The following is a 13,452-nucleotide window of genomic DNA, read 5'->3' as shown; positions in this document are numbered from 1 at the left end:
GCCGCGCTCGTCATGTCTTCTCTATAGTTTTCAAACCGTTGCCATGTGTCGCAACGACGACAAGCCCTGCCTCTATCCATTGTATGCAACTTCCCGTGGTGAATGCTCTTGGGCCTCTGCTTTGTCAATTGATTAGGGGTCCGCTTTCATATGATCACCCTAACACATTGCGGGCGCAGCGAACGACCGGTTTCCGCCTCCTGCGGACACGCCTTTTTGCTGCCCGGCGACCGCCGGACAGCTAGTAAGTTCCATTTGATGGTCCCGATTATTCGATGCCGAACTTGCCGTCCGGGCAGTACCACGGTAGCAGCTGTTCGTACTGCGCACGCGGGTGCCCCTTGGCCATCTGCTCGAATACCCAAGTCAGGTACGCATAGGGCTCAACACCATTCAATCGGCACGTGCCGATGAGGCTGGCCATGACTGCCCAGTTTCGCCCCCCGATTTCAGATCCCGCAAACAGCGCGTTCTTACGCAGTAACGCGATTGGCCGAATGGTATTTTCAACGGCGTTATTGTCCATCTCGACACGCCCATCGGAGAGAAACACATTCAAGCCATCCCACAACTTCAGAGTATAGCCGATGGCTTGTCCCAAAGTGGACTTCATCGAAATCTCCCCAGACAACCGCAGCAAAAGTAGGTGCAACTGAGCGACCAAAAGCGCACTTTCTGCCTGCCTGATTGCTCGTCGAACATCTGCGGGCTGCCCTTTCAAATCATGCTCAATGGCATAGATGTCGTTGATCAGCGTGAACACCTGATGTGCTTTGTCCGACTTAGTGGCTTTGTGCACATCAAGGAACTTGCGTCGGACATGTGCCCAGCAATAGGCCAGCGTTATCGGCCCACCGTCTCGGCTATCGCTGGTGAGGCGGTTGTAACCCGCATACCCATCGACCTGCAGTGTTCCCTTGAAACCATCGAGTATCACCTCGGCATGTTCGCCTTTGCGGGACTGCTCGAAATGAAAGGCGACCGCAGGGTGTGCATTTCCCTTCCAGCGTCGATCATCACGACATAGGGCCCAAACGAAACAGGTCTTAGTTTTACCAGTGCCGGGCATGAGTTGCGCCAACGTTGTCTCGTCCATCAACAGCTTGGAGCTGGATTTCAAATCATTGTTCAATACGCCATAGAGTGGGAGTAACGCATCAACGGCCTGATCCATCAGGCGGCCCATAGTAGATCGATGCAGCTTGACCCCAGAACGCATGAATATCTGTTCTTGTCGATAATTGGGCATGTAGTCTGCAAACTTGCTGACAGCGAGTCCGGCAATCAGATGATCGTCAAAGCGGGTCTGTTCAAATGCGCGCTTGAGAACTGGGGCCTGAACAAGCTTGTCGCAACTCCGGCAAACGTATTTGGGATAGGTTTCAGCAATTACACGCACCTGCGCTGGTACGTATGTTAGGCGTTCGATAGTCTGTTCGCCGATACGGACCATGCCACATCCACAATCACAGACTGCACCGTTGGGTGGTGCGATCGTGGCCGGATCGCGCGGAAGGTGCTCAGGAACAATAATGGGTTGTTTGCCTAACATGCCACGCGGTTTCGGCTTGTCAGCTTCGGGTTCCGCTTCAGCACCTCCGGTGTTCGGGTTATTGCCATCCGATGAGACGCCAACTGTGCTAGCATCATCATCCCCTTTCTTCGTGTTTCTTTTCTTTGGGGGTTTCTCGCTAGATGGCCCAAACTGCATGTCGTGGCTCTTGTTGAGCTGAGCTCTTAAAAGCCTGTTATCGGCTTTCATGACCTTCAACTTCACCTTCAACGTCGACAACTTGGCATCTTTAACGACAATTTCGTTGTCATGTTCGAGATCACGCCTCAGATCGGCGTCAGCAATAACGAGTGCCAGCGTCGACACATCACTTTCTGGATGCCCGGCGAGCTTTGCGCAGGCAGACTGTATTTCTTGCATATCCTTGTTCATCCCTGTGTTCGCTGAAATGCAGCGATCTTGGTCACGCCCAGCGTGCCGGACGTGTTTTGACTTGATTTTTGATGATGGGAATGGGATGAAAGGGAAAGAGATCGTGGTTCAAGCGATTTTTCCGAGGCCCTGAGGATCTTCACATCCGAGGGGCCTCATTCATTCCGTGCCCTGAGTTTTTGAGATCAGGTCATGCGGCGTCCTCCGATTTATCTGCCATTCGTTCCGGCCACAGCTCAGATTCGGGCACACCGATGCGCTCCGAAATTGCCTTTTCGACACGTCTGGAACGGCTGCGTCCCAGCGATACAGAGCTTATTGTAGATGGAGAAAGCGAGAGGCTCGATGCCAAATCAGAAAACGAAGAGCCCGCTAAATCTAGTAAATACTTGATTTTAGCGTGTTTCTCACGATCAATCTGAACATCGGGGAAAGGCAATAATATGACTCCAAAAGTTGCTTACAACAAATGAGTCGCATATTATTGTCGACGGGGCAACAAATTTCCGAATCGATACGAAAAAAGGTCCGCTGTCGCGGGTGTCCAATCTAGCTAACGTATTAGACAGCCACGCAATCTATGTCAATTGTAGAAACAACAATTGACATAAGGTGGCTTACGAAAAACTTAGTTTATAGACAGCTGCAGCTTTCGTCAGACGGGCTTGACCTAAGGTAACCTATCCCTTTTGCGAGAGCTGCCATTCATGCGCCGAGCGGCGAATGGCGGGAGAGAGCCCAGACGCACCGATGCTGCGAGTTGAACCAATGTCGGCTTTTTGAACTGCACCGCATATCACGGCATGTTGTTCAGACGAGCATCGTGGTCAAAGCTGGTTCGCGAGGCAGGACGATAGTCAGAAGGAAGCGACTGGCATCGCTCATTCGTGCCGCTCTTCGCCATGCCCCCGCCCGCCGAAGTCGGACAGGTCGTCGCAAGCGTGGCGCGCGCATTCCAGCTCAAGCGTGGTGTGCTCGATGTCGAAGTGGTCGGTCAGTGCAGCTTTGATCCGCTCCTTCACGGCGTCTGCGTCGGACCAACGCCCCTCGGCGATGACGACATGCGCGTCCAGTGCTGCACGGTGTTCATCCATCTGCCAGAAATGCGCGTGGTGGATACCTGTCACTCCGTCGATCCCGCGCACGGCTTCAAGAACCGCATCCGTTTCGATCTCTGGCGGCGAGCCGAGCATCAGGATATGGATCACGGGTCCGATTTCCCGGAACGATTGCCACAGGATATAGCCCGCGATCAGCACCGTCACGAGCGGGTCGATCAGCCGCCAGTCATAAAGCAGGATCAGCGTGCCCGCGACGATCACGGCGACAGAGCCGAGCGCGTCGGCCACGTTGTGCAGGAAGGCCGCACGGATGTTCACGCTGGATTTGGACATGGCGTAGGTCAGCGCCGCCGTCACCGCGTCCACGATCAGCGCGATGCCTGCGATGATGACGATCAGCCAGCCTTCGACCGGCTGCGGATCGGCAAAGCGCATCGCGGCCTCGTAGAGCAGATAGAGGCCGATCACGATCAGCGTGGAGTAGTTGATGAGCGCCGCCACGACCTCGACCCGGCCATAGCCAAAGGTCATCTCCGCATCCCTCGGTCGCTGCGCGATCTTCCGGGCCGCGAAGGCGATGATGAGCGAGATCGCATCGGAAAAGTTGTGCAGCGCGTCCGCGATAAGCGCCAGCGAGCCGGAAACCATGCCGCCCACGATCTGCGCGACCGTCAGGCCCATATTGACCGCGATGGCGGCGAAAACCCTGCGGTCCCCTGCCTCGGGATCGACGTGATGGTGATGGCCGTGCCCCATAGCGGCAACTCCTTTCGATTCGTATCATTTCAGGATAGATACGATCTACAGCGACTGTAGGTTCAAGGGGCGACATGAAAGAATACTCCATCGGGCAGATGTCGCGCCATACCGGTGTGAAGGCGACAACGATCCGCTACTACGAAAACCGGGGTCTGATACCGTCGCCTGCGCGCACGAGGGGCGGGCAGAGGCGCTACGACGAAGCGGCGCTCGAACGGCTTGCCTTCCTACGTCACGCGCGGGAACTGGGCTTCGGTCTCGATGACATCGCCGATCTCATGGCGCTGGCTGAAGCTCCGTCAGAGGATTGCGAACCGGCCCACGAGATCGCACGGAAGCAGCTCGCGGCTGTGGACAGAAGGTTGACCATTCTCGCGCAGCTTCGGGAAGAGCTGGTGCGGATGGCTGACGCGGATGATCCCGGCCATGCCGGAAAGTGTCGCGTTATTGAGGTTCTCGGCGATCACAGGCTCTGTATCGGTGCGCACGACCTGCCTGACGACGCTTCTCAAATGCTGTGAGTTACCGCCGCCGCGCCAGCTCGCGATAAAGCGCAGGCGGTGACACACCGATCTGATCCGCGACCCTGATCCACTCGCCCTTCTCCGGCTCTCCGTGAAGCTCAAGCCAAGCATCCAGCCTGTCTGAGACGCGCCGCAGGCGCAGGATCTCGATGCGCGCACGCTGTGTCTGAACCTCTCGGGCATGGGTTTCGATGAGGCTCAGGGTCGCATCCGGCTTGTCTCGTAACGCATTCAGAAAATCTTTGCGTCTTACGGCGGCCACCTCGGCAGTCGTTCGCGCAACCGCATCGCAATGGTAGGTTTCAGCGAACAGCGACGCCTCGGCCAGCGCCCCGCCCGCCGTCGCGATATGTAAGGTCAGTGAGGTTCCGTCTGTCATCGCACGTTCCAGCGCTACCGCGCCCTTGCGTACCAGATACACGCGGCTGACCCGATCCTCCCGCCGGAACAGGGTCTCTCCTTGCTCAAGGGCCCGCACCGGCGCGCTGTCGAATATGTACCGCCATTCAGACATGATAGAAATCATACGCGCATTCGGGCACATCCGGTAGGGTACGATGAAACTCAAGTGAGGAACGGGAATGAAATTGAACGTGATCCTGGCGGCAACGGCCGTTTTGGGCGGCGCGGCCATTGCATTGGCGCAAACGATGCACGCCAATCATGATGCAGGGATGGATCATGCCGCACATGGTAAGGCTAACACTGCCGACCGTGGAGTTCTGACCGAGCCGGGTCAAGGCGCGTTCGCGGCGCTCTCTGAAGTGGTGCGTGTGCTGGAAGCCGATGCCGACACGGACTGGTCTCGGGTCGATCTCGCGGGGCTACGGGCACATCTGGTCGATATGGATCGGCTCGTGTCGGATGCTGTCGTGACGGAAACGGACCTGCCGGACGGGTTGTTGATAATGGCGACCGGCGATTTGGAAACGATTGCCACGCTTCGCCGCATGGTTCCGGCCCATGCCGCGCAGCTCGTACGGGATGATCGCTGGACAGTGGACGCAGCCGAAGTCGAAAACGGCGTCGAGCTGCGCGTTACCAGCGTTGATCCCGGCGTCGTTCCCCGGATCAAGGGATTGGGCTTCTTCGGCCTGATGGCGAGCCAGGATCATCATCGCGAACATCATCTGATGATGGCGCTCGGGGACGATGCGCACGCGCATTGACGCCCGCGACAGGATGTATCGCGGCTTACGGCTTGCAAACATCCACATACCCCATGTAGGTATGCGGTATGGGTTTGATCCGGCTACTTCTTGTTGTCTTGGTTGCGCTGTCCGCTTCGATCTCCGGGGCGATGGATGCGGGCCATGCGGCTGTCGTGGAGCATAGTCACGTTGCGATGGATGAAGTGGCCGACGATCAGCCGGTCTGCTGTTCGGAAAGCTCTGAGCGCTCCCAGACCTGCCATGCGCTTCCCGCGCTGCTTCCCGGTGCAGGCCACCATAATGACGCCCCCGCGACCTGTGAGGATGTCTTCACCGCCGCACGTCTGATGATGACGGGCATCGAGCCGTCCAGCCTTCTCGATCCTCCGCGCGCGGCGTGATGCCTGCCGCGTCCCCCGTGTCGCGGCCATTTCGTTACAATCACACCTGAACGGGCTCTGCTCGTGCGTATTCCTGTCGAGAGGAAAAGACATGAAAACTATCAAGACACTACTCGCCTTCGCCCCAGCTGCAGCGCTTTCGTTTGGCATCGCCTCCTTTGGTGCAGTGGGCATGGCCCACGCGGATGACCATTCCAGCATGGCCGATCATGGCACGATGCACGTGACCAAAAGCCCGACCTGCGGCTGTTGTGGTGCCTGGGTCGCCCTGGCCCGCGAGAAAGGCTACGACATCGAGGTCACGGACACCCGTGATGTCACCAGTGTGAAGCTGGACAACGATGTGCCCGGCACGATGTGGTCCTGCCATACCGCGATGATCGACGGCTATGTGGTCGAAGGTCATGTGCCGTTCGCCGCCCTTACGAAATTGCTGGAAGAACGCCCCGAGATTGACGGGATCGCGGTTCCCGGAATGCCCGGCGGATCGCCCGGCATGGGCGATGATCCGACCGCGCGCTATGACGTTCTGGCCTTCGGTGGCGACGCCGGTGAAGGCGAGGTCTTCTACGAGGCCGGTCTGTGAACCGGACTATCGGGCTCGGTTTGGGGGCAGTGGTTCTTGCAGGAGCCGCTGTCCTCGCCTTCGGGTGGGGCACCTGGGCACCGGCCCAGACCATGCTGATGCCGTCCGACCCGGACGTGGTGGCCCTTGGACAGACGGTTTATGCCGAGAACTGCGCCTCATGCCACGGTGCGAACCTCGAAGGTCAGCCTGACTGGCGCTCACCCGGTGCGGACGGGCGACTTCCCGCGCCGCCCCACGATGAGACCGGACATACGTGGCACCATGACGGCGACACGCTGTTCCGGCTAACTAAATACGGCACCGGCGCTCTAATCGGCGATCCTGGCTACGAATCCAACATGCCCATCTATGATGGCGTTCTGACCGACGACGAGATCATCGCCGTGCTCAGCTACATCAAATCGACCTGGCCGCAGGACATCCGCGCACGCCATGACGACATGGAGAACAGACAATGAAGCAGATTATTCTAGCCCTTGTAGCCGCATTGGCGATGGCGACAGCCGCGCTCGCACACTCGAAAGCCGAAGACACGACCCCGGCGGGCGGGGCAACAGTCGAGGCTGTCGAGGTCATCGAGCTGCGCTTCGATGATCCGATGCGTGTCACCGCGATCGCCCTGACCGGCCCTGACGGGGAACTGGACATCACCCGCGAAACCGGCCTCGATCCAGTGACGGAGTTTCGGGCCATGCCGCCTGAAGATATGCCTGCCGGAGCCTACACCGTGGATTGGCGCGGCCTGTCGTCGGACGGCCACCCGATGCAGGGCAGTTTCGACTTTACGGTCGCGGACTGACCGGTGGACGGACTGGCCCCCATAGACGCTTGGGCGGTGCTGGCGATCCTTGCGAAAGCCGCCGGATATGCGGCGGCGTTGTTCGCGATGGGAGGGCCGCTCTTCGTCGCGACCTTCCGATCCGCACCGAAAGACGTGCTGCGCCTCGCCCGGCAACTCGCCGTAGGGGCGGCGCTACTCGGTCTGGCGGTGTTGGCGCTCCGCTTCGGCATTCGGTCTGCCCGTATTTCCGGCATGGGTTTCGAAGGTGCTGTCGATCCCATGATGCTGGGCCTCGTCTGGGACAGCCCTCTCGGGACGGCGGCGCTCCGGCGCGGGGTGGGTGAGCTGCTGATCCTCGCTGTGCTGATCGAGGGGACCATCGGCCTGACGGCAAGCCTTCTGGGCGCATTGCTGGTGGCAGTGTCCTACACGCTGGTGGGCCATTCCCTTGGCGATCCGCGCTGGCTTCTTGCAGGTCTTGTTGGTGTGCATCTGCTGGCCGGGGCCTTCTGGATCGGCGCTCTGGCACCCTTGCATCGCGCGGCGGGCCGGACCGAGGGCGCTGCCCTGCTTCACCGCTTCGGCAGGATTGCCAGCGGGACCGTCGCGGTCCTCGTTTTTGCTGGCCTGACCTTTGCCTGGCTGATGATCGGATCCTTCAACGGTTTGTTCGAGACCGCCTATGGTTGGACGCTGATTGCCAAGATTGGCGTCGCTACCGCGCTTCTGGGGCTGGCCGCGAAGAACAAGCTCCAGCTCGTGCCTGCTCTCTCTTCCGGCGAGCCTTCTGCCTCTGGCAGGCTGCGCCGCTCGATCCGCATGGAAATCATTGCCGTTGGCTTGATCTTGCTGGCGACAGCCACACTCACCTCGATCACCACGCCCCCGGTGAACCTTTGATTGGAACCCGTTCGATGACACAACCTTCACGACGTACCTTTCTGACAGGTACCGCTTCACTGGCTGGGGTAGCATTGCTGCCGAAGGCACTGTTCGCGGGGGCGGACCTGTCGGTTCTACGGGCTGCTGAGTCCACAGCGCAGCTCGCCCCAGCCGGATACCCGCGCACGCCGGTCTGGACCTACGCGACAGAAGGCGCAGGAACGGTGCCCGGCCCCGAAATCCGCGTCGCCGCTGGAAGCCGGGTCCAGCACCGGCTGGTCAACGACCTGCCGCAACCGACCGCCGTTCATTGGCACGGTATCCGCATTGAAAATGCGATGGACGGGGCGGCCCCTCTGACGCAAGCACCGGTCCCACCAGGCCAAAGCTTTGACTATGATTTCGTGGCCCCCGATCCCGGTACATACTGGTATCATGCCCACAATCGCAGCACGGAACAGGTCGCGCGCGGGCTGGCCGGTCCGTTGATTGTGGAAGACCGGGAACCGTGGCTTGGTGAGCCGGGCGCTGCGAGCCGCGAGCTGACGCTGGTTCTCGATGACTGGTTGCTCGATGCGGACGCCACGATTGTCGAAGACAGGTGGGATGATCTTCATGCCGCTGCCCATGGCGGGCGCATGGGAAATACCGTGACGGTCAATGGCAATGCTAATCCGGAGCTCACCCTGCGACCCGGCGAACGGGTTCGGCTGCGCCTGATCAACACCGCCACGGCGCGGATCATGCAGCTGGATTTGCCAGGGCTGTCACCGCGCCTGATTGCCTTGGACGGGCATCCCGTTCCGCCACGCGCGATGGAAACGATCCTTCTTGGACCGGCTCAACGCGCGGACGTTGTGATTGACGCACCTCTGGACCCGGACTGGCAAACCACGCTTCTGCTTGATCCCGGAAACGATGAGTGGGTAAACATCGCGACTTTCGCCGTTTCCGGTGAATCGCTCACTCCGGCCAAGGCTGACGTAAGACCTCTGCCCGCTTGGCGCACGCTTCCGGCACCAGTTCTTACCAATCCCCAACGCGAAACGCTGCTGATGGAAGGTGGCGCGATGCGGGGGATGCGCGAAGCTGTTTATCGTGGGGAAACCATGGACTTCCGCGAGCTGGCGTCGAACGGCATGGTGTGGGCCTTCAACGGCTTCGCGCATGGCATGGATGCGCCGATGTTCCGCGCCGCTGTGGGCCGGACGGTGCACCTGGAAATGACCAACCGCTCCATGTTCCCGCACGCCATCCATCTGCACGGGCATCATTTTGAGGTCTTGCGCCGCAGCGGCGCGTTCAACATGCCGGGCGATGTTCGGGATACGGTTCTGATCGGCGCAGACGAAACGTTGGAAATTGCTTTCGTTGCGGACAATCCCGGCGTCTGGATGCTGCACTGTCACATGCTCTCGCATCAGGCGTCAGGCATGATGGGCTGGTTCGAGGTCGCGTAGTGTTCTGGATGCCGCTTCTGGCCGGAGTCGGTGTCGGTGGTGCGACAGTTGCGCTTATGGCAATCGGCGGTGTGATGAACCAGCGGGGCACCTGGGCCACGACAATGGTCGCCATCGCGTCCTTCTACGTGGTTTTTGCCATCCAGACCGGGAACACATTGGAAATCGTCGTTCATACCGGCCTTGCGGCAGGCTTCGCGGCTCTGGCAATAATCGGCGCGCTCACCTCGTCCTGGATACTAGCCGCGGCTCTACTCGGGCATGGATTTTTCGATGTGTTCGCCGGATCGGTCGTCGCCAACCCCGCGCCCGGATGGTGGGGGCCGTTCTGCCTCGGGATAGACGTGGTTCTGGCACTGGCGCTCGCCGCGATACTCTGGCGCGGGCGGACGCTAGACTGAGAAAATCTACCTCGATGCTTTCTGCAAAAGCCCGATCAGTTCGTCGAATTTCGCACGCTGTTCCTCAGCATCGCCGCTCGCAATCGCGGATTCGACACAGTGTTCGGCGTGGTTCTCCAAGACCAGTTTTTCTACACCCAGAACGGCCGACCGGATCGCGGCGGTCTGTGCCAGGATATCCATGCAGTAGCGGTCGCTCTCGACCATCTTGGCGACACCGCGCACCTGTCCTTCTAGCCGCGACAGGCGGTCCAGCGTCTTTTCCTTGTTGGCCTTCATACGGCGTCGCTCCTTTTTTGGAACCTTTGGCTGACATTTTGGTTATATACCCCATATGGGTATATTGGAGAGGCAGACAATGGCACATCAGGACAACTCTACAATGGTTTCAGGCAACAAGCATCACGATAGCGAAACGGGCAAGGGCAACGGATATGGCCGGTTCTTCGCCATGATCGGCACCTCGACGGTGGTGATGTATAGCCTGATGTATCTCAACACCTACGCGCTCGATCATATCTTCTTCTCGCAGACGCGGATGTGGATGGCGCTTTATATGGGCGGGATGATGGCGATTATCATGCTCGCTTTCATGCTAGGCATGTATTCCAATCGGAAGGCCAACATCGCGATCTTTACGGGCGCGGCGATCGCCTTCGCCGCCGGACTTTATCTCGTTCGGTCGCAGGACACGGTGGGCGATGTGGCATGGATGAAGGCGATGATCCCGCACCACTCCATCGCGATCCTAACCAGCGAAAGGGCGAACATTTCCGATCCGCGCGTTCGTGAACTGGCCAATGCGATCATTGAGGCGCAGCGCAGCGAAATCGCCGAAATGCAGCGATACATCGCAGACATTGAAGAAAATGGGGATGCGGCCCCCGGCACATCTCGAACAGAACCCTAAGACAAAGGAAGCCAATCATGCCAAAGGACACTCGCGACGTTGCAGACGTAACGACCGACCCCGCCACCACCGCTACCGGAAAGACCGCCGTTCTCTACCGCATGTCCCTGCCGAACCATCTGTGTCCGGCGGGCCAAAAGGCGCGCTGGCTTCTGAAGTCCAAGGGCTATGATGTCGATGATCGCCTGTTCCGCGAACGCCCAGAGGTCGATGCGTTTAAGGAAGAATACGACGTTCCCACGACACCGCAGGTGTGGATCGAAGGCGAGCGGGTCGGCGGATATGATGCCCTGCGCCACAAGCTCACCGATTATGATCCCGACGCGACGACCTACACGCCGGTGATCTACCTATTCGCGGTCGCCGCAGCGACAGCACTTGCGCTCTCCATCGGTTTCCTCGGGACGATCTCGTGGCAGACCCTCGGTTGGTTCATCTCCGTCTCGATGATCCTGCTGGGGATGCAAAAGCTCCGCGACATCGAGGGCTTCACGACGATGTTCCTCAACTACGACCTGCTCGCGCGGAAGTGGGTGCCCTATGCCTATGTCTATCCGTGGGTGGAAACCGGCGCGGGCGTTTTGATGACGGGGATGCTGCTGACCCCGCTTGCCGCCCCGGCTGCGCTCTTTATCGCCACAGTGGGTGCAGCCAGCGTGTTCAAGGCCGTCTATATCGACAAGCGAGAATTGAAATGCGCCTGCGTCGGTGGCAACTCGAACGTGCCGCTCGGCTTCGTAAGCCTGACCGAGAACCTGATGATGATGGGTATGGCCATTGTCATGTTAGTGTTGGCGGTTGTGTGAGGCTCATTCGATGAAAATAGACTAACTGCCGAAAGCGTGTTCAGAGGCCTGCCAGACAAAGGTTTTAGCATGAGCGGACGTTCAATCGCCAAAGCCGTAGGTCGGGTTTGTCCGCATTGTGTGAATTTGCACTAATCGCGGCGAATGTCGGGAGTTAGTTGAGCTCCTTGCGATGCTCGACGTCTGACCAATGTTTGTTGACCGGCAACTGACGTGCCCGTCGTGCGACGTCATCATATGTAACCGGCATGAAGTCCCAAACATCGACACCGACATTGACGGAGTTTCGAGAACCGCGCCAATTGTTGTGTACGTGCCCAAACAACTGCAGCGCTTCACGTCTCGCATGGTTCCATGTGATCATTGGGTAGTGACAAAGCGTGTTTCGCTGCTTCTTCGGCCCATCGGGCACTTCGGACATCAATGAAACCGATGTCCAATCCAACGACTGGGTGAGATCGCTGTCGTGGTTGCCAACGATCAGGTGCTTGCACGCGCCTGGCAACTGTTCAAAGATTTGTCGCAGATAAGTGGCGTCTTTGGCTGGCGCACCGAAAGCAAAATCTCCGAGTATCCACAGATCGTCATCAGGTTTCACGACCTTCCACATATTTTCGAGCATGATGCCGTCCATATGAGACGACGACTTGAATGGACGATCGCAAAAACGAATGACGTTTTCATGTCCAAAATGCGTGTCCGCAGTATACCAATTCGTCATCTCGCGATTCCAACCTTTGAAGTGTTGTCCGGTCTCAATGCTGTTTGTCTTAAACCGCCACAGGACGGCGCATTCCTCTGGCGGTGACCCGCTTCCAGTCGAGACCTTCAAATAGGGCCTCAAACTGGGATTTGTTCATGTTGATCATGCCATCCTGAATGCGCGGCCATTCAAAGCCTTTGCCCTCGATCCGCTTGTAGGTCATCACGAGGCCAGTGCCGTCCCAAACAATCAGCTTGAGCCGGTCCGCACGTTTCGAGCGGAAAATGAAGATGGCCCCGCTGAACGGGTCAAGATCAAATTCGTTTTGAACAATCGCTGCGAGGCCGTCCATCCCCTTTCGGAAGTCGACCGGCTTGCTTGCCACGTAAAATTTGAAGTTGCCCGCCGGAGAAATCATGATCCGCTTTCGAATGCACGGATGAGGCCGACCAAGTCAGCGACAGGGTATGTAGATGGCAGCAACACTTCACATCCGGCGCGTTTGAAAACAATGTGAGACGTCTCGGTTTGTTCAACTGGCACATCATGTTGAACCTTGATCTCGGCAAATACTGGCGCGGGTTCCCGGAGCTTTTGTCGCTTTGCCGAATTCTTTTGCTTCGGCCCCTTCCGCCAAGCGTAGGCAGTCTTGTCCGAAATCTGGCACGTCTTCTGGACGTCACTGATTGATAGCGTACCGGATCTCATTCGATGCGCCATTTCGCGCTTGAACTTTGTGGGCCACAAACGGCGGCCGTCTTTTCCGACGGGAATTGAATATCCGAAGGCGTGGAAGACTTTGTCGATTTTCTGATCACTTGAGAGCGCACCTAATGTTTGAGTATTCATGATGCCTGTATCCTTTTTGAGGACATCATATTTTCTCAAATCGAATGTGCTAAGCCCCTATTTAGGGGGTCATATGCAACGCTTACGGTGTAAAACGCAAAGAAGGTTTGAGTTGCAAAACTCAAGGCATTGATACTATTGAAGAATTAGATTTGGTTGCGGGAGTAGGATTTGAACCTACGACCTTCAGGTTATGAGCCTGACGAGCTACCGGGCTGCTCCATCCCGCG

The 13,452-nt window shown here is 58.2% G+C and carries 19 protein-coding genes and 1 tRNA gene; 11 read left to right on the top strand and 9 right to left on the bottom strand.

The window, feature by feature from the left end; all coding sequences use genetic code 11:
• Window positions 1–268: 268 nt before the first annotated feature.
• From tnpC to CYQ09_RS11225, 3 genes are all read right to left on the bottom strand, one after another.
• Window positions 269–1,945 (bottom strand): IS66 family transposase, encoded by a 1,677-nt coding sequence (tnpC, locus tag CYQ09_RS11235; protein WP_106745521.1) that lies wholly within the window; start codon window positions 1,943–1,945, stop codon window positions 269–271.
• 190 nt (window positions 1,946–2,135) lie between these two features.
• Window positions 2,136–2,384 (bottom strand): helix-turn-helix domain-containing protein, encoded by a 249-nt coding sequence (locus CYQ09_RS18650; protein ID WP_162617658.1) that lies wholly within the window; start codon window positions 2,382–2,384, stop codon window positions 2,136–2,138.
• 442 nt (window positions 2,385–2,826) lie between these two features.
• A complete protein-coding gene (locus CYQ09_RS11225; RefSeq protein ID WP_106745519.1) occupies window positions 2,827–3,762 on the bottom strand; it encodes a cation diffusion facilitator family transporter in 936 nt (311 codons plus the stop codon).
• Between the two features lie 74 nt (window positions 3,763–3,836).
• Between CYQ09_RS11225 and CYQ09_RS11220 the strand changes: the two genes are divergently transcribed.
• Complete coding sequence (locus tag CYQ09_RS11220) at window positions 3,837–4,286, top strand: MerR family transcriptional regulator (protein ID WP_106745518.1); 450 nt, start codon at window positions 3,837–3,839, stop codon at window positions 4,284–4,286.
• Window position 4,287: 1 nt separating this feature from the next.
• On the opposite strand, the gene CYQ09_RS11215 is transcribed toward CYQ09_RS11220, so the two are convergent.
• Entirely contained in the window at window positions 4,288–4,857 is a 570-nt protein-coding gene (locus CYQ09_RS11215) for a Crp/Fnr family transcriptional regulator (RefSeq protein ID WP_162617657.1), read from the bottom strand.
• A gap of 13 nt (window positions 4,858–4,870) precedes the next feature.
• Between CYQ09_RS11215 and CYQ09_RS11210 the strand changes: the two genes are divergently transcribed.
• The 8 genes from CYQ09_RS11210 (at window position 4,871) to CYQ09_RS11175 (ending at window position 9,954) form a co-directional block, all read left to right on the top strand.
• Window positions 4,871–5,458 carry a hypothetical protein gene (locus CYQ09_RS11210; RefSeq protein ID WP_162617656.1) on the top strand — a complete coding sequence of 196 codons (588 nt, stop codon included), beginning with the start codon at window positions 4,871–4,873 and terminating at the stop codon, window positions 5,456–5,458.
• Between the two features lie 68 nt (window positions 5,459–5,526).
• Complete coding sequence (locus tag CYQ09_RS11205; RefSeq protein ID WP_106745515.1) at window positions 5,527–5,841, top strand: hypothetical protein; 315 nt, start codon at window positions 5,527–5,529, stop codon at window positions 5,839–5,841.
• Window positions 5,842–5,932: 91 nt separating this feature from the next.
• Window positions 5,933–6,427 (top strand): DUF411 domain-containing protein, encoded by a 495-nt coding sequence (locus CYQ09_RS11200; RefSeq protein ID WP_106745514.1) that lies wholly within the window; start codon window positions 5,933–5,935, stop codon window positions 6,425–6,427.
• Window positions 6,424–6,888: a c-type cytochrome gene (locus CYQ09_RS11195; RefSeq protein WP_239495918.1), complete on the top strand. Its 465-nt coding sequence runs from the start codon at window positions 6,424–6,426 to the stop codon at window positions 6,886–6,888. Before CYQ09_RS11200 ends, CYQ09_RS11195 begins: the two co-directional genes overlap by 4 nt.
• Window positions 6,885–7,229, top strand: coding sequence for a copper resistance CopC family protein (locus CYQ09_RS11190; protein WP_025054245.1), 345 nt, complete (start codon window positions 6,885–6,887; stop codon window positions 7,227–7,229). The genes CYQ09_RS11195 and CYQ09_RS11190 overlap by 4 nt, the downstream gene beginning before the upstream one ends.
• Window positions 7,230–7,232: 3 nt before the next feature.
• Entirely contained in the window at window positions 7,233–8,111 is an 879-nt protein-coding gene (locus CYQ09_RS11185) for a copper resistance D family protein (protein ID WP_106745513.1), read from the top strand.
• A 14-nt stretch (window positions 8,112–8,125) separates the two neighbouring features.
• Window positions 8,126–9,553 (top strand): multicopper oxidase family protein, encoded by a 1,428-nt coding sequence (locus tag CYQ09_RS11180; RefSeq protein WP_106745512.1) that lies wholly within the window; start codon window positions 8,126–8,128, stop codon window positions 9,551–9,553.
• Entirely contained in the window at window positions 9,553–9,954 is a 402-nt protein-coding gene (locus tag CYQ09_RS11175; protein WP_162617655.1) for a hypothetical protein, read from the top strand. The genes CYQ09_RS11180 and CYQ09_RS11175 overlap by 1 nt, the downstream gene beginning before the upstream one ends.
• Before the next feature lie 6 nt (window positions 9,955–9,960).
• On the opposite strand, the gene CYQ09_RS11170 is transcribed toward CYQ09_RS11175, so the two are convergent.
• Complete coding sequence (locus tag CYQ09_RS11170) at window positions 9,961–10,233, bottom strand: metal-sensitive transcriptional regulator (RefSeq protein ID WP_025054241.1); 273 nt, start codon at window positions 10,231–10,233, stop codon at window positions 9,961–9,963.
• Between the two features lie 79 nt (window positions 10,234–10,312).
• On the opposite strand from CYQ09_RS11170, the gene CYQ09_RS11165 reads away from it, so the two are divergent.
• A complete protein-coding gene (locus CYQ09_RS11165; protein WP_239495917.1) occupies window positions 10,313–10,864 on the top strand; it encodes a DUF305 domain-containing protein in 552 nt (183 codons plus the stop codon).
• Window positions 10,865–10,881: 17 nt separating this feature from the next.
• Window positions 10,882–11,670, top strand: a complete 789-nt coding sequence (locus CYQ09_RS11160) for a MauE/DoxX family redox-associated membrane protein (protein WP_106745510.1) — start codon at window positions 10,882–10,884, stop codon at window positions 11,668–11,670.
• Between the two features lie 154 nt (window positions 11,671–11,824).
• Here CYQ09_RS11160 and CYQ09_RS11155 read toward each other — a convergent pair whose 3' ends face one another.
• From CYQ09_RS11155 to CYQ09_RS11140, 4 genes are all read right to left on the bottom strand, one after another.
• Complete coding sequence (locus CYQ09_RS11155; protein ID WP_106745509.1) at window positions 11,825–12,391, bottom strand: metallophosphoesterase; 567 nt, start codon at window positions 12,389–12,391, stop codon at window positions 11,825–11,827.
• Between the two features lie 49 nt (window positions 12,392–12,440).
• On the bottom strand, window positions 12,441–12,791 hold the full coding sequence (tnpB, locus tag CYQ09_RS11150) for an IS66 family insertion sequence element accessory protein TnpB (protein ID WP_106743471.1): 351 nt from the start codon (window positions 12,789–12,791) through the stop codon (window positions 12,441–12,443).
• The gene (locus tag CYQ09_RS11145; RefSeq protein WP_162617654.1) at window positions 12,788–13,222 is read right to left on the bottom strand and encodes a hypothetical protein; all 435 of its coding nucleotides are present in this window, start codon (window positions 13,220–13,222) and stop codon (window positions 12,788–12,790) included. Before CYQ09_RS11145 ends, tnpB begins: the two co-directional genes overlap by 4 nt.
• A gap of 153 nt (window positions 13,223–13,375) precedes the next feature.
• A tRNA-Met gene (locus CYQ09_RS11140) sits at window positions 13,376–13,452 on the bottom strand.

The organism is Yoonia maritima (genome assembly GCF_002933395.1).
Taxonomy (GTDB): domain Bacteria; phylum Pseudomonadota; class Alphaproteobacteria; order Rhodobacterales; family Rhodobacteraceae; genus Yoonia; species Yoonia maritima_A.
This window is presented reverse-complemented; position numbering and strand designations above follow the sequence as displayed.